We start from the raw sequence: 19,989 nt of genomic DNA, 5'->3' as shown, positions 1-19,989 counted from the left end.
CTCATTGGGAATCTCTCTGCGGAGACACCCTCTCCCCAACCCTCTCCCGCAAGCGGGAGAGGGAGCGCACCACCATCGCGGCGGCCAGCGTGACACGCTAACACGTGGCAACTCCAGCCGAATCAGCCGCAGGACTACATGGACCTGGAACCGCGTGGCCGGCATTTTTTTGGGGCCACCTTTGCGTTCACGATCTGGACTCTTACCGGTCGAGTCACGAAGGGGATATTGTCTCTTGATTCGCGCGCGGCGGGGGAAATCGCCGGGCGCAAATTCGTGCGGTCTTGGGGCAATGATGTCAGGCGTGATCGTGTCGATGCGTCGGACGCTGCTGTCGTGCACGTCGTTGGCGCGCAACGGCCTGATCGGTGGCGCTCTTGCGGCGCTCCTTCCGGCTGCGCCGGCGGATGCCGCCGATCTCGTCGACACACTTTCCACACTGCTGGACTTCAACCGGCAGGAAATCGCGGTGCTGGCGACCGCGCTCGCTCTGCTGGGCTTCTCGGTGGTCGCCGCGATCCTGTTGATGCGGACCCGCGTCCGCACCGCGAAGAACGAGGAGCGGTTGCAGACCCGGATCGGGGAACTGCAACTCCAGGCCGACCGCTTCGGCGCGCTGCTGTTCGCCGAGCCGCAGATCCTGATCTCCTGGCCCGCGGGCGACAATCGCGCGCAGATCTCCGGCGACATCTCCATGGTGCTGCCGCGTGACTCCTCGCCGCAGCGCGTGCTGGCGTTTGGAACCTGGCTGCCGCCGGAGCCGGCGCTGCAGATGGATCACGCGGTCGATGCGCTGCGCGAGCATGGCGACGGGTTCCAGCTCAATCTGTCCACCGCGAGCGGCCGTACCCTCGAGGCGATCGGCCGCGCCATCGGCGGCCAGGCCATTGTCAGGATTCGCGAACTCTCGGGGCTCCGGCGCGAGCTCGCCGAAACCAATCTGCGCCACAAGGCGCTGCTCGACGAGACCGAGATGCTGCGCGGCTTTGCCGCGGCTAGTCCCTGGCCGATCTGGGCCAAGAGCGCGAACGGAGCGCTCGCCTACGCCAACCCGGCCTATGTGCGGGCGACCGAAGCGGCAAACGTCATCGATGCCCAGGAGCGCAAGCTCGAGCTCCTGGACAGCGCCGACCGCGCCGACATGGAGCGCGGGCTGAAGGACGCGGCCAGCTTCACCTCGCGCCTGCCGATCGTGATCGGCGGCGAGCGCCGCATCTATGACGTGCGTGCCGTCAATGTCGGCGACAGCAGCGTCGGCGTCGCGATCGACGCCAGCGAAGCGGATGCGCTGAGCTCGGCGCTGGTGCGGATGGCGGAGGCGCATCGCCGCACCCTCGACCAGCTCTCCTCCGGCGTTGCCGTGTTCGACGGGCAGCGGCGGCTCGCCTTCTACAACGATTCCTATCGCCGGCTCTGGGATCTCGACCGTACCTTCCTCGATGCCAATCCCGATGATTCCAGCGTGCTCGATCAGCTCCGCGCCGCGCGCAAGCTGCCGGAGCAGCCGGATTTCCGCGCCTGGAAGGCCAAGCTGCACGAGGCCTATCGCGCGGTCGAGACCGCCCATGACACATGGTTCCTGCCCGACGGTCGCGCGCTCTCCGTCGTCACCACGCCCAGCCCCGAAGGCGGCGTCACCTATCTGTTCGACGATGTCACCGAGAGCCTCGATCTCGCCCGCCGCTTCGACGGCCTGATCCGCGTGCAGCGCGAGACGCTCGACAGTCTCGCCGAGGGCGTCGCGGTGTTCGGCAGCAACGGCAAGGTCCAGTTGTCGAACCCGGCCTTCGCGCGGATGTGGAAGCTGTCGAACGAGGCCTTGCGCGAGCAGCCGCACATCCAGGCCGTGGAGGGCTGGTGTCAGCCGCTGTTCGACGAGGCGCATGTCTGGCGGCAGATCCGCGAGGCCATCACCTCGATCGAAAATCGCGTCGACGTGCCGCTGAAGCTGGAGCGCAAGGACGGCAGCGTCGTGAACGGCATGATCCGGCCGCTGCCCGACGGCGCCACGATGCTGACCTTCCAGGACATCACCGACACCGAGAATGTCGAGCGCGCGCTGCGCGAGCGCAACGAGGCGCTGGAAGCCGCCGACCAGATGAAGGTGGATTTCGTCCACCACGTTTCCTACGAGCTGCGCGCCCCGCTCACCACCATCATCGGCTTCGCGCACTTCCTCAGCGATCCCTCGACCGGTCCGCTGACGCCGAAGCAGGCCGAATATCTGGACTACGTCACCAAATCGACCAACGCGCTGCTCGCGCTGACCAACAACATCCTGGATCTTGCGACCATCGACGCGGGGGCGATGAAGCTCGAGCTCGGCCCGGTCGACGTCTCCAAGGCAATCGAGCTTGCCGCCGAAGGTATCCAGGACCGGCTCGCCACCGACCGCATCCGCCTCAAGGTCGAGATCGCGCCCGACGCCGGCAGCTTCATTGGCGACGAGAAGCGCGTGGTGCAGGTACTCTATAACCTGCTCGCCAACGCGGTCGGCTTCTCGCCGCAGGATTCGACCGTCGGCATCAGCGCGCGCCGCACCGAGCGCAGCGTGGTCTTCACCGTGACAGATTCCGGGCCTGGAATACCTGCCGACATGAAAGACAAGGTGTTCAACTGGTTCGAAAGCCGCTCGCAAGGCTCGCGCCATCGCGGCGCCGGCCTCGGCCTGTCGCTGGTGCGCTCCTTCGTCGAGCTGCATGGCGGCAAGGTGCGGGTGGATTCGATCGTCGGCAAGGGCACGACCGTGACCTGCGATTTCCCGACCGACCAGGCGGCGCATCGCGACGCCGCCGAATGACCGCATCAACGACATTCTCCGTCGCGCTTTTCAACGAGACCGCGACTGCGCAGCTCATGGCCGATCTCGCACTGCTGGTCGGATCTGGCGACGTCATCACACTCTCCGGCGATCTCGGCGCCGGCAAGACCGCCGCTGCACGCGCGATGATCCGCTATCTCGCGGACAACGAGGCGCTGGAGGTGCCGAGCCCGACCTTCACGCTGGTGCAGGGCTATGAGCTGCCGCCATATCCGGTGCTGCATGCCGATCTCTATCGCGTCGAGGACGAAGCCGAGCTCGAGGAGATCGGGCTGTCGCCGCTGCCAGATGCCACGCTCGTCCTCGTCGAATGGCCGGAGCGCGCGCCGTCCGCCTTGCCTCTGGATCGCATCGATATCGCGCTCACGCATCGGCCCGCGCTCGGATCGACCGCGCGCGCGGCCGATATCACCGGCTACGGCAGGGCCGCAGCGACGGTCGCGCGGCTGAAAGCGCTGCGCGAGTTTCTCGAGAGATCCGGTTACATGGGCGCAACGCGGCGGCGCATGAATGGCGACGCCTCGACCCGTTCCTATGCGCGGCTGATCCGCGACGACGAGATCATCATCCTCATGAATTTTCCGCAGCGCCCCGACGGCGCCGCGATCTACAACGGAAAGTCCTACAGCGCCGCGGTGCATCTCGCCGAGAACGTAAAACCGTTCGTCGCGATCGACGAAGGCCTGCGCGCACAAGGCCTCTCAGCGCCTGTGATCCACCATTCCGATCTCGACCATGGTTTCCTGATCACGGAGGACTTTGGCAACGAGGGCGTGATCGAGGGCGATCCGCCGCACCCGATTGCCGAACGCTACGAGGTCGCGACCGACGCACTGGCCGCGCTGCACGGCAGGGCCTTGCCGGAGATATTGCCGCTGTCCGGTCATGGCGACTACGCCATTCCCGTCTTCGACACTGAGGCACTCCTGATCGAGATCGGGCTGATGCCGGAATGGTACCTCCCAGATCGCGACGCTCCGCTGAGCGAGGAGAGGCGCGCGGAATTCTTCGCGATGTGGCGTGAGCTGCTCGCAAAACCGTTGGCGGCGCCGAAGACCTGGGTGCTGCGCGATTATCACTCGCCCAATCTGATCTGGCTTGCCGACCGCACAGGCATCTCACGTCTCGGCGTGATCGACTTTCAGGACACCGTGCTCGGCCCGCAATCCTACGACGTCGTGTCGCTGCTTCAGGACGCCCGCATCGACGTGCCCGAAAGCCTCGAGCTGACGCTGCTGTCGCGCTACATCAAGGCACGCCGCGCCGGCGATGCCGGCTTCGATCCGGCGGGCTTTGCCGAGCTCTACGCCGTCATGTCGGCGCAACGGAACACGCGCCTTCTCGGCACTTTTGCGCGCCTCAACCGCCGCGACGGCAAGCCGCATTATCTGCGCCACCAGCCGCGGATCTGGACCTATCTTCAGCGCTCGCTGGCGCACCCGTCACTGGCCCATATGCGCGACTGGTATCTCGCCAACGTTCCGCCGCCGAAGGGCTGATTTACCGGCTGTTAGCCATCGCAGCCGTAATCTCGTCCGCTGGAGGCCGCAAAGATACGGGTGGGAAGCGAGGACGCATGGCAGCGAGCACCGAACGACGCAAAGGCGATCGCGTCGTCTTCGAGCGCGGGATACCTGCCCATATGATGGGAATCGACGGGACCTGGCGGCGCGATTGCACGATGGAGGACGTCTGCGAGACCGGCGCCAAGCTCACCATCGAGGGCTCGGTCGAGGGCCTGCACCTCAAGGAATTTTTTCTGCTGCTGTCGTCCACCGGATTGGCCTACCGGCGCTGCGAGCTGGCCTGGGTCAATGGCGACCAGATCGGCGTCAACTTCCTCAAACAGGGCAACAAGCGGAAAAAGGCGCGGTCCACATCTGCGGGAGCTTGATTGCAACACCCGTCGTACAAACGTCATCCCAGGTGATTATGGCGATTTGGCCGGCTGATCCGCGTGCTAGGATTGCTGGGGCCACGAAACAGAGGTTTTCGAGAAAGTCAGGCATGTCCGTCAAACCGACCAAAGCGATGGTGCTCGCAGCCGGCCTCGGCCTGCGCATGCGCCCCCTGACGGAGAAGATGCCGAAACCGCTGGTGAGCGTGGCGGGCCAGCCGCTGCTCGACCATGTGCTCGACAAGCTCGACCAGGCCGGCGTCACCGAGGCCGTGGTCAACGTGCACTATTTGCCGGATCAGATCATCGACCATGTCGCCGGCCGCAAGCGGCCGCGCGTGATCATCTCGGACGAGCGCGACCAGGTGCTCGGCACCGGCGGCGGCGTGGTCAAGGCACTGCCGTTGCTGGGCGACGCCCCGTTCTTCCACGTCAACTCCGACACGCTCTGGATCGACGGTGTGCGCTCCAACCTGGAGCGGCTCGCGGAGAATTTCGATCCGGCGCGGATGGACATCCTGTTGTTGATGGCGCCGACCGCGAGCAGCATCGGCTATGGCGGCCGCGGCGATTATTCGATGCTGCCGGACGGCACCCTGCGCGCGCGCCGCGAGCATCAGGTGGTGCCGTTTGTCTACGCAGGCGCGGCCATCATCTCGCCGTCCATATTTGCAGGCGCCCCGAAGGGCGAGTTCTCGCTGACGAAGATGTTCGACCACGCCGGCGAGCAGGAGCGGCTGTTCGGCCTCCGCCTCGACGGCCTGTGGATGCACGTCGGCACCCCCGATGCCGTGCACGCCGCCGAAGAGGCGTTCCTGGAGAGCGTGGCTTAGCCGCTCTCGTGTCCCGGACGCAGTGCAGCGCGCAGCGATGCACTGCTGAGCCGGGACCCACACAGCCCACAGCCGTGATGACGCAACGTGGGCCCCGGCTCAGCGGCGCGTCATTTCATGCCGCGCCGCGTCCGGGGCACGAGAGCACGTGGAGTGGCGAACAGCGGGGAAGACCTCGCTTGCGCTCATGACCATTTGAAGCTGTCTCCCTATATTGGCGCCTGATCCCGAATCAGGCAGCTCATGCGCGTCTTCACCGTTCCAGTCTCGGTTCCCTTCCTGCGCACGGTCATCGCCGCGCTGCTCGACGGCCGGCTGGTCGATGGCTTTGAGGCGCGCAAGGAACCGGCGCGGCTGGCGGATGCCACGCTCTATCTGCCGACGCGGCGCGCGATGCGCGTGGTGCGCGAGATCTTCCTGGAGGAGATGAAGACGGACGCGGTGGTGCTGCCGCGCATCGTCGCCCTCGGCGACATCGACGAGGACGAGCTCGCCTTTGCCGACGAGGCCGAGCAGTTTTCCGGCACGACACCGCTCGACATTCCGCCACGGTTGGGCGAGCTCGAACGCAGGCTGACGCTGGCGCGGCTGGTCGCAGCCTGGGCCAAAGGCGAGGTGTTGGCGCCGCTGGTGGTCGGCGGCCCCGCCTCGACACTGGCGCTCGCCTCGGATCTTGCGCGCCTCATCGACGACATGGTGACGCGCGGCGTCGACTGGAGCGCGCTCGACGGGCTCATTCCTGACCAGCTCGATCAATACTGGCAGCATTCGCTTCAGTTTCTGCGCATCGCGCGCGAGGCCTGGCCGAGCCATCTCGCCGAGATCAACCGGATCGAACCTGCAGCGCGGCGCGATCAACTGATCGCCGCAGAAGCAAAACGGCTGACCGCGCATCCCGCGGGGCCCGTGATCGCAGCGGGCTCGACCGGTTCGATGCCGGCCACCGCAAAATTCCTGCACGCGGTTGCTTCACTCCCGCATGGCGCAGTGGTGTTGCCGGGGCTCGACACCGATCTCGACGAGGACGCCTGGCGGACCATCGGCGGCGTGCGCGATGCGCTGGGCAAGTTCGCGGAACATCCCGCCTCGAACCATCCGCAATATGCCATGCACGCGCTGTTGCAGCGTTTCGGAATCAGGCGCAGCGACGTCGACATCCTCCAACCACCGGCGGAAGGTGGTCGCGATCTCCTGGCCTCCGAATCGATGCGGCCGTCAAGCGCGACGGAGAAATGGCACGACCGGCTGAAGCAGAGCGATGTCGCCGGCAAGATCGGCGCCGGCATGAAAGGGCTTGCCGTCGTCGAGGCGCCCAATCCCGAGATGGAAGCGCTCGCGATCGCGATTGCGATGCGCGAGGCGCGGCATCTCGACAAATCCGCCGCGCTGGTGACACCGGATCGCGCATTGGCCCGGCGGGTGATGGCGGCGCTCGCGCGCTGGGATCTTGCCTTCGACGATTCCGGCGGCGACGTGCTGATGGAAACCTCCGCCGGCACCTTCGCGCGCCTTGCGGCGGAAGTTGCGACGAAGGGCCTGGAGCCGCCGACCTTGCTCGCGCTGCTCAAGCATCAGCTGTGCCGGCTCGGCGCCACGTCCGGCGCGTGGACGAGCGCGATCGAAGGCTTGGAGCTCGCGGTGTTGCGCGGCACGCGCCCGCCGCCGGGAGCGGCGGGGCTCTCGCGCGAGTTCACCCGCTTCCGCGATGAGCTTGCAAAACTCTGGCGGAGCGAAGTCTCCGCGCTGCATCGGAGTGAGCCCCGCGCGCGGCTGAGGGCCGAAGACCTCGATCGCATCCAGGCGCTGATCGCAGCCTTGCAAGCGGCGCTGGCGCCGATCGAGGGCCTGGCATCGTCGAAGGCTTACGATTTCGCCGAGCTCGCGCATCGTCATCGCGAGATCCTGATCGCGCTGTCGCGCGACGAGCAGGGCGTTTCGCTTGCCTTCGAGGACCGCGAGGGACTGGCACTTGCCGCCGCCTTCGACGATCTCCTGCGCGGCGGCACGACGAGCGGGCTGGTGGTGCCGCTGCCGGATTATGTTGACGTGTTCCAGACCGCGTTCGGCGACCGCGCGGTGCGGCGGCCGGACAAGCCCGGCGCGCGGCTCCAGATCTATGGCCCGCTGGAATCGCGCCTGATGCAGGCCGACCGCATCATCGTCGGCGGGCTGATCGAAGGCGTGTGGCCGCCCTCGCCGCGCATCGATCCCTGGCTCAGCCGCCCGATGCGGCACGAGCTCGGCCTCGACCTGCCGGAGCGCCGCATCGGCCTCTCCGCGCATGACTTCGCGCAGCTGCTCGGCGCCGACGAGGTGATCCTCACCCATTCCGCCAAGGCCGGTGGCGCGCCGGCGGTGGCCTCGCGCTTCCTGCACCGGCTGGAAGCGGTTGCGGGTGATGATCACTGGAGGACCGCAAAACGCGGCGGCGAAAAATATGTCCAGTTCGCGAGCGCGCTGGACCAGCCCGACGAGGTCAAGCCGATCAAGCAGCCCGAGCCGCGGCCACCGCGCGCAACGCGGCCGCTGAAGCTGTCGGTCACCGCGATCGAGGACTGGCTGCGCGACCCCTACACGATCTACGCAAAATACATTCTGCGGCTCGATGCCCTCGATCCCGTCGACATGCCGCTCTCCGCAGCCGATCGCGGTTCTGCCATCCACGATGCGCTGGGCGAGTTCACGGAAGCCTATGCCGCGCGCCTGCCGCAGGACCCAGTGCGCGTCCTGCGCGCGATCGGCGAAAAGCATTTTGCGCCGCTGATGGAGCGCCCCGAAGCGCGGGCGTTGTGGTGGCCGCGCTTTCAGCGCATCGCCCGCTGGTTTGGCGAATGGGAGCAAGCGCGGCGCGGCGCGATCGAGGCGATCAGCGCCGAGACCCGCGGCGAGATAGCAATCCGGCTCGACAATGAGCGCACGTTCTATCTCTCCGCGCGCGCCGATCGCATCGAGCAACGGCAGGGCGGCGGTTACGCGATCCTCGACTACAAGACCGGCCAGCCGCCGACCGGCAAGCAGGTGCGCATGGGATTATCGCCGCAGCTCACGCTCGAAGCAGCGATCCTGCGCGAGGGCGGCTTTCCCGGCATCGACGCCGGCTCATCCGTCAGCCAGCTCGTCTACGTTCGCCTGAGCGGCAACAATCCGCCAGGCGAAGAGCGCATTCTCGAGCTCAAGATCAAGCCGAGCGACGCGCCGCAGCCGCCGGACACCGCCGCCGCGGATGCGCGAAACAAGCTGGAAGCACTGATCCGCGCGTTCGATGACGAGAACCAGGCCTACACCTCGTTGAACCTGCCGATGTGGACCAACCGCTACGGCAGCTATGACGATCTCGCGCGCATCAAGGAATGGTCCGCCGCCGGCGGCTTGGGGATCGAGGAATGGTGAAGGCGCCGCGCCCTATCCCCGATGCCGTGCGTGCGACGCAGGCGCGCGCGTCCGACCCGACCGCATCGGCCTTCGTGTCGGCCAATGCCGGCTCGGGCAAGACGCATGTGCTGGTGCAGCGCGTGATCCGCTTGTTGCTCTCGGGCGTGCCGCCGGAAAAGATACTCTGCATCACCTTCACCAAGGCGGCGGCTGCCAACATGGCCGAGCGCGTGTTCACCACGCTCGGCCATTGGGTGACGCTGGATGACGCCGCGCTTGACGATGCGATCCGCGCCGCCGGCATCCCCTACCCCAACGTAAAACTGCGGCGCGAGGCGCGAAAGCTGTTCGCCTGCGCGCTGGAGACGCCGGGCGGCTTGAAAGTGCAGACCATCCATGCGCTTTGCACCCGCCTGCTCCAGCAGTTTCCGTTCGAGGCCAATGTTCCGGCACGTTTCGCCGTGATCGACGAGCGCGACCAGACCGACATGATGGAGCGCGCCAATCTGAAGGTGCTGCTGGAGGCCGCGCGCGACCCTGATAGCGTCACCGGCCGCGCGCTGCTGACCGCCATGGCGAACGCCGCCGACGTCACCTTCAAGGAGGTCGTGCGCGAAGCCTGCCTTAGCCGCGATCATTTCATGGCCTGGACCGACGCGGCCGGCAGCGCTGCAGCGGCTGCTGCGGAGATGGCGGCAGTGCTGGGCGTCGATGCCGCTGACCGCATGGAGGACATCGAGCTTGAAATTCTCGATGGCCCCTTCCTGCCGCGCTCGCGCTGGGACGACATCGCCTTTGCGCTGGAGGACGGCAGCAAGTCCGATAACGACCAGGCAGGGCGCTTACGCGCGGCAAAACTGTTTTCCGGCAGCGCGCAGGTCGATGCCTATCTGAGCGTCTTCCTCACCGACGAGAAGCTGCCGCGCAAGGCCGTTCTGACCAAGAAGTTCGGCGATCACAACCCCTCCGTCGCGCGCCTGTTCGAGGCCGAGGCGCAGCGTCTCGGCGGACTGATCGAGAGGCGCCGCGCGGTCACCGTGCGCGATCGCACCGAGGCTCTCCTGCATATCGCGACCGCCGCGGCGGCGAACTACCGGCGCGAAAAGCAGGAGCGCGGCCTGCTCGACTACGACGATCTCATCGACAAGACGCTGACGATGCTGAACCGCGTCAGCTCGGGCTGGGTGCATTACAAGCTCGACCGCGGCGTCGATCACGTGCTGATCGACGAGGCGCAGGACACGAGCCCGCGGCAGTGGGACATCGTTGCGCACATCATCTCCGAGTTTACCGCCGGCGAAGGCGCGCGCGAGGGACTCAACCGCACCATCTTCGCCGTCGGCGACGAGAAGCAATCGATCTTCTCGTTCCAGGGTGCCGCGCCGCACGAATTCGACGCGCGCCGGCGCGAGCTGCATCGCAAGTTCACCGCAGCCGGCCTGAAATTCGATCCCGTCGCGTTCACCTATTCGTTCCGTTCGGGTGCAACGATCCTGCACTCGGTCGACCACGTCTTCCGCGAGGCGGAGATCTACAAGAGCATCCACGCGATCGAGATCGGCCATCCCCTGCACAATGCCCTCAGCGATGCCGGCCCGAGCCTGATCGAGCTCTGGGATCTAGCGGAGGCCGACGACAGGCAGGACATCGAAGGCTGGCGCGCGCCGTTCGACGGCGTCTCCGTCACGAGCCCCGAGGTCAAGCTCGCCCGCCGCATCCAAGCCGAGATCAAGCGTCTGGTGGAGAGCGGCACGCTGACCGGGCATACCGGTGAGCGGCGTCCCCTCCGCTATGGCGACATGCTGATCCTGGTGCGGCGGCGCGGCAATGCGTTCGACGCGGTGATCCAGGCGCTGAAGCATGCCGGCGTTCCCGTCGCCGGCGCCGACCGGCTGAAGCTGACCGAGCACATCGCCATCATCGATCTGATGAACCTCGCCGATGCGCTGCTGCTGCCGCAGGATGATCTTGCGCTCGCGGTGGCGCTGAAGAGCCCGCTGTTCGGGCTCGATGATGACGACCTGTTTGCGCTCGCCTGGGACCGCAAGGGCTCGCTGCGCCGGGCGCTGGCCGAGCACGGGCGAACAAGCGAGAGATTCGCAACCGTGCAGCGCAGGCTGGAGGCCTGCGAGGCCCACGCACGCAACGAGACGCCGTTCGCCTTCTATGCCTGGCTGCTCGGCGGCGACGGGGGCCGCGCGCGCATCCTGCGGCGGCTCGGCCATGAGGCCAACGACGCGCTCGACGAGTTCCTCGAACTCGCGCTGAACTACGAGCGCAAGGCGCCGGCCTCGCTGCAAGGCTTCATGGCCTGGCTGCGCTCGGCCGATACCGAGGTGAAGCGCGACATGGAGATTTCGCGCGACGAGGTCCGCGTGATGACCGTGCACGGCGCCAAGGGCCTGGAGGCCTCCGTGGTGTTCATGGTCGATACCACCTCCTCGCCCTCGGACACGCAGCGGCTGCGGCTGATCCAGGTGCCGCGCGGCAATGGCGGTGAGGTCGTGGTGTGGGCCGGGCGGAAGGCGGACGATCCGAAACCAGTCATCGACGCGCGCAAGGCAATGCTCGAGGAGACCGAGGACGAATATCGCCGCCTGCTCTATGTCGCGATGACGCGCGCGGCGGACCGGCTGATCGTCGGCGGCTGCATGCCCGGCAACATGAACACGGTGCGAAAGCTGTGCTGGTACGACCTCGTGGACAAGGGCCTCACCGGTTCCGGCCTCGAGAAGCAGACGATCGAGACTCCGCTCGGCAAAGTGACCCGCTTTGCCCGGCCGGAGGACGTCGCGGCGCTGGGCACGCCCGCAACCTCGACCGAGGAGACCATCACCCTGCCGGACTGGCTGCGAAGCCCGGCGCCGCAAGAGATCCTCGATGACGATCCGGTGCGCCCCTCCGGCCAGGCCGCCGGGGAAGGCCGCGCGGTCCGGACGGGCGAATCGGTCCAGTCCCGGGCCCTCGCATTGCAGCGCGGCACGCTGGTGCACCGGCTGCTGCAATCCCTGCCCGATATCGCCCCCGACCGGCGGCGCGAGTCTGCGCTCGGCTTCATGGCACGCAACGCCGCGGATTGGCCGGAAGCCGACCGCGCCGCGCTGGCCGACAAGGTACTCGCCTTGATCGCCGCGCCGCGTTTTGCCGCCGTGTTCGCCGCGGGCAGTCGGCCGGAGGTCGCGATCGTCGGTTGGCTCGAACGATCCGGCCGGCCGCCGGCGCTGGTGTCGGGGCAGATCGACCGGCTGGTGGTGACCCCCGGGGAGGTCCTGATCGTCGATTTCAAGACCAACCAGGTGGCGCCGAAGAGCGCCGCGGAGGCACCGGCGGCTTATGTCCGGCAGCTTGCGCTGTACCGGGCCGTGCTCTCCCGGCTTTATCCCCAAACGCCAATCAGGGCGGTCCTGCTCTGGACCGAGGCCCTTGAATATATGGAGATTTCCGCTCCCGCGCTGGACGCGGCGCTGGCATCCCTTCATGTCGGCGTGAGCGTCCTTGACCCGGCAAGGCGCCGTTCATAGGTTGACGCCATGATCTCGGGCGCGATTCCCGTCGCGCCCTTCTCTCATTGTGCGAGGTATCCCCATGGCCGTTGGTAAGGTTTCTGATTCCGATTTCGAAGCCGAAGTGCTCAAGGCGAACGGCCCGGTGGTCGTCGATTTCTGGGCCGAATGGTGCGGCCCCTGCCGCATGATCGCACCCGCGCTCGACGAGATCGCCGGCGCGATGGGCGACAAGGTCAAGATCGTCAAACTCAACGTCGACGAGAGCCCGAAGACCGCGTCGAAATACGGCGTGATGTCGATCCCGACCCTGATGATCTTCAAGGGCGGCGAGATGGCCTCCCGCCAGGTCGGCGCGGCGCCGAAGGCAAAGCTGCAGCAGTGGATCACCGCTGCCGTCTGATTTGCCCAGCCAAGATTATTTTCGACAACGGCCGGCGAAATGCCGGCCGTTTTGTTTTGTGAAGTTCATTGCGGCTATCTGATCCATCCCGTCGCGAGCGCCTGCGCGAGATCCGGTTGACCATTCCGCCGCGCCAGCGCGGCCATCGCCTCGTGATCGTAAACGATGTGGCGGAACGTCACCTGCCAGGCGCCGTTCACCAGATCGAGGATCGCATAGCGCGCGTGCGGCGTGCCGGCCTCGACGAAGTGCGGATACGGATGCTTGTCGCGATAGCCGGGACTGCCGACGCTGCCGGGATTGACGATCATCCGGCCGTCACGCAATCGCACGGCGCGCGCAAGATGCGTGTGCGCGCAGAGGATCAGGGATTGCGTGATGCCTTTTGCGAACTGCTCGATGCGGTCCAGCGGCGACATCGCGACCGTCCCGTCGGGATGAACGGTATCGAGCCAATAGACTTCGTCGTTTTCCGGTGTCGCGTGGCAGAGGAACACCTGGTCGCGAAACACGCGCGTCATCGCCTGCGCGCGCAGCCAGTCGAGACGCGCGCTATCCAGCTGCGCATGGGCGGGACGATCCCATGAGCCCATGTTCTCGGGCGGGCGGTCGAGGAGATAGCGGTCGTGATTGCCGAGTACGTGCACGGCGTCGAGAGGCATCAGGATATCGATCGTCCGACGCGCATCGAGCGGGCCGCTCAGCATGTCGCCGAGATTGACGATGTCTTTGATGCCGTGCGCGCGGATGTCGGCAAGCACCGCCTCCAGCGCGAGATAGTTCCCGTGGACATCGGCAATCGCGGCAAAGTGCATCGTGGTCTCTCCTTCGTGCCCCGGACGCAGCGCAGCGCTCCTTCAGCGGTGCGCTTCAGAGCTGGGGCCCATGCGGCCTGGGGTCCCGGCTCTGCGCGGCAACGCTGATGCGTTGCAGCGCGTCCGGGACACGAGACCTTTATGCAGGAGGCGTGCCGTTGATGCCGAGCACATGGCCGGCGAGATAGAGCGAGCCGGTGATCAGGATGCGCGGCGGCACTTCATAGGCGAGCCGTGACAGGGCGCGCAGCGCGGCCTCTATGCCGGGCGCGGTCTCGACGCGCATACCAAAACTGCGCGCGGCATCCGCGAGCCGGTCGACCGGCATGGCGTTCTCGGTCTCCGGGATGGGTACCGCGATGATGTGGCGGGTGAGGCCGGCGAAATTGGCGAGAAAGCCTTGCGCGTCCTTGTTGGCCATCATGCCGGCGATCACCACCAGGGGACGCGAGACCCGCTCCTCGAGATCGCCGAGCGCGGCGGCCGCGACGCGGCCGCCCTCCGCGTTGTGTCCGCCATCGAGCCAGATCTCGGAGCCCTGCGGTCCCCAGCCGAGCAATACACCGGAGGTGATCCGCTGCATCCGCGCCGGCCATTCCGCACCGACGATTCCGGCTTCGAACGCCGCATGATTGATCTTGAAGGCGCTGACTGCGCGCAGCGTTGCGATCGCAAGGCCGGCATTGTCGAACTGGTGACGGCCGAACAGGCGCGGCGCCGCAAGGTCCATCAGGCCGCGATCGTCGGAATAGACGAGACGCCCGTGCTCGACATTGACGTGCCAGCTCTCGCCCGCGGCAAACAGCGGCGCGCGCATGCGCCTGGCCTGCGCTTCGATCGCGGGCATCGCCTCCGGCGTCTGCTCGGCCGATATCACGGGCACGCCGCGCTTGATGATTCCTGCCTTCTCACCGGCGATCGAGCCGAGCGTCGGCCCAAGGAAATCCGTGTGATCCATGCTGATCGGCGTGATCACGCAGGCGAGCGGCGCGTCGATCACGTTGGTCGAATCGAGCCGCCCGCCGAGGCCGACCTCGAGCAGCACCACGTCGGCCGGATTTCGCGCGAACAGGTGAAAGGCGGCGGCGGTCTTGAGCTCGAACACGGTCGCGGCTTCACCGGCATTGACGCGTTCGACCTCTTCAAACGCGGCCCGCAACTCGTCGTCGCCGACCAGCACGCCGCCACCAACGCGGCCGAGCCGGACGCATTCGTTGATCCGGACCAGATAGGGCGAGGTATAGGCGTGAACGCGCAGGCCTGCTGCTTCCAGCGTGGCGCGGAGATATGCGAGCGTCGAGCCCTTGCCGTTGGTGCCGGCGATATGGATCACCGGCGGCAGCTTGCGCTCGGGATGGCCAAGCCGCTCGAGCAGGCGATGCATCCGCTCGAGCCCGAGATCGATGCGCTTCTGATGCAGGGCCGACAGCCGCCCGATCACGTCACCGAGCGACGGCTTTGCGCTGTCAGCGGAGGCGTTCACGCGTGCGGTGCGGCCGGCGCCACGTCGGGGGCCGATACGATCTGCGCCGCGCTCGTCACCGGCTGCGCTGATTTCGACGCGCCCTCCAGCGCCGGCGACCTGGTCAGGAGGCGGCAGAGCCGCGCCAGTGTCGGGCGCAGGTCGTGACGGTGCACGACCATGTCGACCATGCCATGCTCCTTCAGGTACTCGGCGCGCTGGAAACCTTCGGGGAGCTTTTCGCGGATGGTCTGCTCGATCACGCGCGCGCCGGCAAAGCCGATCAGCGCGCCGGGCTCGGCGATCTGCACGTCGCCGAGCATCGCATAGGACGCGGTGACGCCGCCGGTGGTCGGGTTGGTGAGCACCACGATATAAGGCTGTTTTGCCTCGCGCAGCATCTGCACGGCGACGGTCGTACGCGGCATCTGCATCAGCGACAGAATGCCCTCCTGCATGCGCGCGCCGCCCGAGGCTGCGAACACGATGAAGGGCGACTTCTTCTCGACCGCGAGCTCGAGCCCGCGCACGATGGCTTCGCCCGCGGCCATGCCGAGCGAGCCGCCCATGAAGTCAAAGTCCTGCACGGCGATGACGACAGCGGCGCCTTCGAGCTTGCCGTAGCCGACCTTGATCGCATCGTTCAGATTGGTACGGGCGCGCGCATCCTTGATGCGGTCGGCATATTTCTTTTCGTCGCGAAATTTCAGCGGATCGGGAGCGACCTCCGGCAGAGCGACGTCGAACCAGGTCTCGTTGTCGAAGATCGACTTGAGGCGCGCCACCGACCCCATGCGCATGTGATAGTTCGAGCCGGGGATGACGAACTGGTTGGCCTCGACGTCCTTGTAGAACACGAGCTGCCCGGAATCCGGGCATTTGATCCACAGATTCTCCGGCGTCTCCCGCCGCAGCATGTTGCGGATCTTCGGCCGGACCACATTGGTGAGCCAGTTCATGGTTTGCTCCGATTAGCCATCCCGCCTCGGGATCGCCTGAAGGGATATATGGCGGCCGGGACTTTCCCCGGCAAGCCGCCGTGTGATCCGCGTTAGAGCATGATCCGGAAAAGTGTGAAGCGGTTTTCCGAAAAGATCATTCTCAAACAATAACCTAAAGCGCGATGACGATTCAGCCCAATCTCATCGCGCTTTAGAAGCGGAATTATGACCTATTCCGCCGCCTGCTGCGCGCCCCGCACGCCCTGGGCGAGGGATGCGGTCAACTCGGCGACGGCGTTAACGGTCTTGCCGGTGGCGCGCCCCTCCGCATCGAGGCTGTTCTTGAGGGCATCGACCAGCGCCGTGCCGACCACCGCGCCATTGGCATGCGAGGCGATGGCGCGGGCGTTTTCCGGTGTGCGGATGCCGAAGCCGACGCAGACCGGCAGCTTTGTATGCCGCTTGATGCGGGCAACCGCTTCGCTCACCGCCGTAGCGTCCGCAGCCGCCGCACCCGTGATGCCGGTGATGGCGACGTAGTAGACGAAGCCCGAGGTGTTGGCGAGCACGGCCGGCAGACGCTTGTCGTCGGTCGTCGGTGTTGCCAGGCGAATGAAATTGAGGCCGGCCTTCATCGCGGGCAGGCAGAGTTCGTCGTCCTCTTCCGGCGGCAGGTCGACGATGATCAGGCCGTCAACGCCGGCAGTCTTTGCATCGGCGAGAAACTTGTCGACGCCGTAGATGTAGATCGGATTGTAGTAGCCCATCAGCACGATCGGCGTGGCATCATCGTCCTTGCGGAAGCCGCGCACGAGCTCAAGCGTCTTCTTCAGCGTCATGCAGGCCCTGAGCGCGCGCAGGCCGGCCGCCTGGATCGACGGGCCGTCGGCCATCGGATCGGTGAAGGGCATGCCGAGCTCGATCACGTCGGCGCCCGCCTTCGGCAGCGCCTTGATGATCTCGAGCGACGTCGCCGGATCGGGATCGCCGGCCATCACGAAAGTGACGAAAGCCGAGCGGCCCTGCTTCTTGAGCTCGGCAAAACGGGTGTCGATACGCGTGGTCACTTGCTCTTGCCCCTCAGGATATCGCCGACTTGCGGGACGTCCTTGTCGCCGCGACCGGAGAGATTGACGACCATCAGGTGATCCCTGGGCCGCTTCGGCGCGAGCTCCATCACCTTGGCGATGGCATGCGCAGGCTCCAGCGCCGGGATGATGCCTTCGAGCCGCGACAATAGCTGGAATGCTGCGAGCGCCTCGTCGTCGGTCGCGGAGAGATAGTTGACGCGGCCGATCTCGTGCAGCCAGGAATGCTCGGGGCCGATGCCGGGATAGTCGAGACCGGCCGAGATCGAGTGCGCGTCCTGGATCTGGCCATCCTCGTTCATCAAGAGATACGTGCGGTTGCCGTGCAGCACGCCGGGACGGCCACCCGCGATCGAGGCCGCATGCAGTTGCGTGAGCCCGTGGCCCGCGGCTTCGACGCCGAAGATTTCGACGGAGGAATCATCGAGGAAGGGATGGAACAGGCCCATGGCGTTGGAGCCGCCGCCGATGCAGGCGACCAGCGAATCCGGCAGGCGGCCTTCAACCTCCTGCAACTGCGCCTTGGTCTCGTTGCCGATGATCGACTGGAAGTCGCGCACCAGCGTCGGATAGGGATGCGGACCTGCGACCGTGCCGATGCAATAGAAGGTATTGTGCACGTTGGTGACCCAGTCGCGCAGCGCCTCGTTCATCGCGTCCTTCAGCGTGCGCGTGCCCGACTGCACCGGAAACACCTTTGCGCCCAGCATCTCCATGCGGATGACGTTGGGCTGCTGCCGCTCGACGTCGACGGCGCCCATATAGACCACGCATTCCAGGCCAAAGCGCGCACAGAGCGTTGCGGTCGCAACGCCATGCTGGCCGGCGCCGGTCTCGGCGATGATGCGCTTCTTGCCCATGCGCCGTGCCAGCATGATCTGGCCGAGCACGTTGTTCACCTTGTGCGAGCCGGTGTGGTTCAGCTCCTCACGCTTCAGATAGATTTTTGCGCCGCCGAGGTGCTCGGTGAGGCGCTCGGCGAAATAAAGCGGCGAGGGCCGGCCGACATAGTTCTTGAGATAGCCATTCATCTCGGCCTGGAAGGCCGGATCGGCCTTGGCCGCGTTGTACGCCTTCTCCAGATCGAGGATCAGCGGCATCAGGGTTTCGGCGACGAAGCGTCCGCCGAAAATTCCGAAATGGCCGCGCTCGTCCGGGCCGCTGCGATAGGAGTTTGGTTTGGCCTTGGTCATCGTACGCTCAACTCTTGGGTGGCGCGCGCGGCGCGAATAAAGGCTTTGATCATCTCCGGGTCCTTCACGCCGGGGGCGCTCTCGACCCCGGAGGAGACGTCGACGCCACCGGCGCCAGTGAGGCGAAGGGCTTCTGCGACGTTCTGGGCGTGCAACCCGCCCGAGACCATATAGGGCAACGTCAGATCGAGATTTTCGAGAAGGTGCCAGTCGAAGGTCGCCCCCAGCCCGCCGGGACGCGTTGCGTCCTTCGGCGGGCGGGCATCGAACAGGATGCGGTCGGCAACCACCGCGTAGCCGGGCAGCACCGCGAGATCGGCCGACGTCTCGACCGGCAGCGCCTTCATCACCGGCCGGCCGAACTTCTGCTTGATGTCACGCAGCCGGGCGATGCTCTCCTTGCCGTGGAGCTGGAGGATGTCCGGCGAGAGCGCGTCCATGATGTTGTCGAGCGTCGCGTCGTCGGCATCCACAGTGAGCGCGACCTTCAGCGCACGTTTCTTGACCTGGCGGCCAAGATCGCGCCCGGTTTCCAGCGACAGATGCCGGGGCGAGGGCGGAAAGAACACGAACCCCACCATGTCGGCGCCGGCATCGAGCGCCGTTTGAAGCGTCTCGCGCGTGGACAGGCCGCAGATCTTGACGAGCAGGGACATGGTCTCAAAGCGTGTGGAGGCCGCGGGTCGGCGGCCGGAAAAACGGGGTTTTCGATGCGGCCGCTTCTACAACGTCGCGCGCTGCTTGTCTCGCCCGACGGGGCCGTAAAGGCCGCTTCCGGCGCGGACCGGCAGCCGCTGCGGATCGGGCCTTGCAGGGGCCATGGAAGCCCGAATATCCGCCAGCTCGGCCCTTGCCGAGCGCGCATCGGCCTCGTGGCGGCGTGCCGCGCGGCGCCAATGCCGCTGGCCAAACCAGACGGCGCAGCCGCCGGCCAGCACCCCGAGGACAGCCACCAGAATCAGGAGCAGGAATAGCGGCAGGGCAATCGCCAGCGACGGATCGGCCGAATTGAAGGGGTCGAAGGAGACCTTGACCAAATGATGGTTGGCGACGGCGAAGTCGACGAGCAGCAGGCCGAACGGAATCACGATCAACGCGGTCAGGAATTTTCGCATCTCGATCGCTCGCCTTGAATCATGCTTGTGGCCGCATCAAGCGGCCACGCCCCGGCAAACCTGGGCGCCGGCCCTAGTCTGGCCCGCCGGGGTCCGGATGGTCGCGGTTCAGCCGCTCGCGCATTTCCTTGCCCGTTTTGAAGAACGGGACGCTCTTCTGGTCGACGGGCACATGGGCGCCCGTCCGCGGATTGCGCCCTGCGCGCGCGGGACGATGCTTCACTGAAAAAGCACCGAAACCGCGCAGCTCGACCCGATCGCCGCGCGCGAGCGCTGCGACGATCTCCTCGAGGATCGCATTCACAATGTTCTCGACATCCCGCTGGTAAAGGTGCGGGTTGTGCTCGGCGATACGCTGAACAAGTTCGGATTTGATCATCGAGAGATAGGACCCGGAAGCGTGCGGATGACCATTTCCGTGAAAATACCTTGATCTGTCAAGACGCTAAATCAAGCTTGGACCGCGCTAAAGTGCGTGACAAAGGTCCGAAAGGGGGTCTGTCACAATACAAGCCGAACGGGAAAACCCTCTCGACCTCGCCCGGT

The 19,989-nt window shown here is 66.2% G+C and carries 15 protein-coding genes; 7 read left to right on the top strand and 8 right to left on the bottom strand.

The annotated features are described in order from the left end of the window. Window positions 1–295: 295 nt before the first annotated feature. From NLN62_RS18405 to trxA, 7 genes are all read left to right on the top strand, one after another. Window positions 296–2,800 (top strand): PAS domain-containing sensor histidine kinase, encoded by a 2,505-nt coding sequence (locus NLN62_RS18405; RefSeq protein ID WP_254109759.1) that lies wholly within the window; start codon window positions 296–298, stop codon window positions 2,798–2,800. Beyond that, on the top strand, window positions 2,797–4,320 hold the full coding sequence (gene tsaE / locus NLN62_RS18400; RefSeq protein WP_254109758.1) for a tRNA (adenosine(37)-N6)-threonylcarbamoyltransferase complex ATPase subunit type 1 TsaE: 1,524 nt from the start codon (window positions 2,797–2,799) through the stop codon (window positions 4,318–4,320). Before NLN62_RS18405 ends, tsaE begins: the two co-directional genes overlap by 4 nt. A gap of 77 nt (window positions 4,321–4,397) precedes the next feature. Continuing rightward, window positions 4,398–4,715, top strand: a complete 318-nt coding sequence (locus NLN62_RS18395; RefSeq protein WP_027528299.1) for a pilus assembly protein PilZ — start codon at window positions 4,398–4,400, stop codon at window positions 4,713–4,715. A gap of 113 nt (window positions 4,716–4,828) precedes the next feature. Further along, the gene (locus NLN62_RS18390; RefSeq protein ID WP_254109757.1) at window positions 4,829–5,551 is read left to right on the top strand and encodes a nucleotidyltransferase family protein; all 723 of its coding nucleotides are present in this window, start codon (window positions 4,829–4,831) and stop codon (window positions 5,549–5,551) included. Between the two features lie 243 nt (window positions 5,552–5,794). After that, entirely contained in the window at window positions 5,795–8,941 is a 3,147-nt protein-coding gene (addB, locus tag NLN62_RS18385; RefSeq protein WP_254109756.1) for a double-strand break repair protein AddB, read from the top strand. Further along, window positions 8,935–12,444 carry a double-strand break repair helicase AddA gene (addA, locus tag NLN62_RS18380; protein WP_254109755.1) on the top strand — a complete coding sequence of 1,170 codons (3,510 nt, stop codon included), beginning with the start codon at window positions 8,935–8,937 and terminating at the stop codon, window positions 12,442–12,444. The genes addB and addA overlap by 7 nt, the downstream gene beginning before the upstream one ends. A gap of 64 nt (window positions 12,445–12,508) precedes the next feature. Next, on the top strand, window positions 12,509–12,829 hold the full coding sequence (gene trxA / locus NLN62_RS18375; protein ID WP_027528295.1) for a thioredoxin: 321 nt from the start codon (window positions 12,509–12,511) through the stop codon (window positions 12,827–12,829). 74 nt (window positions 12,830–12,903) lie between these two features. Here the strand turns inward: trxA and NLN62_RS18370 are convergent, their stop codons facing one another. From NLN62_RS18370 to NLN62_RS18335, 8 genes are all read right to left on the bottom strand, one after another. Further along, a complete protein-coding gene (locus NLN62_RS18370) occupies window positions 12,904–13,644 on the bottom strand; it encodes a metallophosphoesterase (protein WP_254109754.1) in 741 nt (246 codons plus the stop codon). Between the two features lie 139 nt (window positions 13,645–13,783). Then, on the bottom strand, window positions 13,784–15,127 hold the full coding sequence (locus NLN62_RS18365; protein WP_254109753.1) for a folylpolyglutamate synthase/dihydrofolate synthase family protein: 1,344 nt from the start codon (window positions 15,125–15,127) through the stop codon (window positions 13,784–13,786). Further along, complete coding sequence (accD, locus tag NLN62_RS18360; protein ID WP_027528292.1) at window positions 15,124–16,065, bottom strand: acetyl-CoA carboxylase, carboxyltransferase subunit beta; 942 nt, start codon at window positions 16,063–16,065, stop codon at window positions 15,124–15,126. Before accD ends, NLN62_RS18365 begins: the two co-directional genes overlap by 4 nt. A gap of 212 nt (window positions 16,066–16,277) precedes the next feature. After that, window positions 16,278–17,114: a tryptophan synthase subunit alpha gene (trpA, locus tag NLN62_RS18355; RefSeq protein ID WP_254109752.1), complete on the bottom strand. Its 837-nt coding sequence runs from the start codon at window positions 17,112–17,114 to the stop codon at window positions 16,278–16,280. Beyond that, on the bottom strand, window positions 17,111–18,328 hold the full coding sequence (gene trpB, locus NLN62_RS18350) for a tryptophan synthase subunit beta (protein ID WP_027528290.1): 1,218 nt from the start codon (window positions 18,326–18,328) through the stop codon (window positions 17,111–17,113). Before trpB ends, trpA begins: the two co-directional genes overlap by 4 nt. Continuing rightward, window positions 18,325–18,984 (bottom strand): phosphoribosylanthranilate isomerase, encoded by a 660-nt coding sequence (locus tag NLN62_RS18345; RefSeq protein ID WP_254109751.1) that lies wholly within the window; start codon window positions 18,982–18,984, stop codon window positions 18,325–18,327. The genes trpB and NLN62_RS18345 overlap by 4 nt, the downstream gene beginning before the upstream one ends. 66 nt (window positions 18,985–19,050) lie before the next feature. After that, on the bottom strand, window positions 19,051–19,443 hold the full coding sequence (locus NLN62_RS18340; RefSeq protein ID WP_254109750.1) for a lipopolysaccharide assembly protein LapA domain-containing protein: 393 nt from the start codon (window positions 19,441–19,443) through the stop codon (window positions 19,051–19,053). A 73-nt stretch (window positions 19,444–19,516) separates the two neighbouring features. Further along, window positions 19,517–19,822 carry an integration host factor subunit beta gene (locus tag NLN62_RS18335; protein ID WP_027528287.1) on the bottom strand — a complete coding sequence of 102 codons (306 nt, stop codon included), beginning with the start codon at window positions 19,820–19,822 and terminating at the stop codon, window positions 19,517–19,519. Between the last annotated feature and the right edge of the window lie 167 nt (window positions 19,823–19,989).

It is taken from the genome of Bradyrhizobium sp. CCGUVB23, assembly GCF_024199885.1.
Lineage (GTDB): Bacteria > Pseudomonadota > Alphaproteobacteria > Rhizobiales > Xanthobacteraceae > Bradyrhizobium.
This window is presented reverse-complemented; position numbering and strand designations above follow the sequence as displayed.

What these genes read in the sequence shown, in the direction of transcription:
- addA (WP_254109755.1), top strand. Translation starts at nt 8,935, where the DNA reads ATGGTGAAGGCGCCGCGCCCTATCCCCGATGCCGTGCGTGCGACGCAG.
- trxA (WP_027528295.1), top strand. Translation starts at nt 12,509, where the DNA reads ATGGCCGTTGGTAAGGTTTCTGATTCCGATTTCGAAGCCGAAGTGCTC.
- NLN62_RS18405 (WP_254109759.1), top strand. Translation starts at nt 296, where the DNA reads ATGTCAGGCGTGATCGTGTCGATGCGTCGGACGCTGCTGTCGTGCACG.
- NLN62_RS18345 (WP_254109751.1), bottom strand. Translation starts at nt 18,984, where the DNA reads ATGTCCCTGCTCGTCAAGATCTGCGGCCTGTCCACGCGCGAGACGCTT.
- NLN62_RS18340 (WP_254109750.1), bottom strand. Translation starts at nt 19,443, where the DNA reads ATGCGAAAATTCCTGACCGCGTTGATCGTGATTCCGTTCGGCCTGCTG.
- NLN62_RS18370 (WP_254109754.1), bottom strand. Translation starts at nt 13,644, where the DNA reads ATGCACTTTGCCGCGATTGCCGATGTCCACGGGAACTATCTCGCGCTG.
- accD (WP_027528292.1), bottom strand. Translation starts at nt 16,065, where the DNA reads ATGAACTGGCTCACCAATGTGGTCCGGCCGAAGATCCGCAACATGCTG.
- NLN62_RS18395 (WP_027528299.1), top strand. Translation starts at nt 4,398, where the DNA reads ATGGCAGCGAGCACCGAACGACGCAAAGGCGATCGCGTCGTCTTCGAG.
- tsaE (WP_254109758.1), top strand. Translation starts at nt 2,797, where the DNA reads ATGACCGCATCAACGACATTCTCCGTCGCGCTTTTCAACGAGACCGCG.
- NLN62_RS18335 (WP_027528287.1), bottom strand. Translation starts at nt 19,822, where the DNA reads ATGATCAAATCCGAACTTGTTCAGCGTATCGCCGAGCACAACCCGCAC.
- NLN62_RS18390 (WP_254109757.1), top strand. Translation starts at nt 4,829, where the DNA reads ATGTCCGTCAAACCGACCAAAGCGATGGTGCTCGCAGCCGGCCTCGGC.
- trpB (WP_027528290.1), bottom strand. Translation starts at nt 18,328, where the DNA reads ATGACCAAGGCCAAACCAAACTCCTATCGCAGCGGCCCGGACGAGCGC.
- addB (WP_254109756.1), top strand. Translation starts at nt 5,795, where the DNA reads ATGCGCGTCTTCACCGTTCCAGTCTCGGTTCCCTTCCTGCGCACGGTC.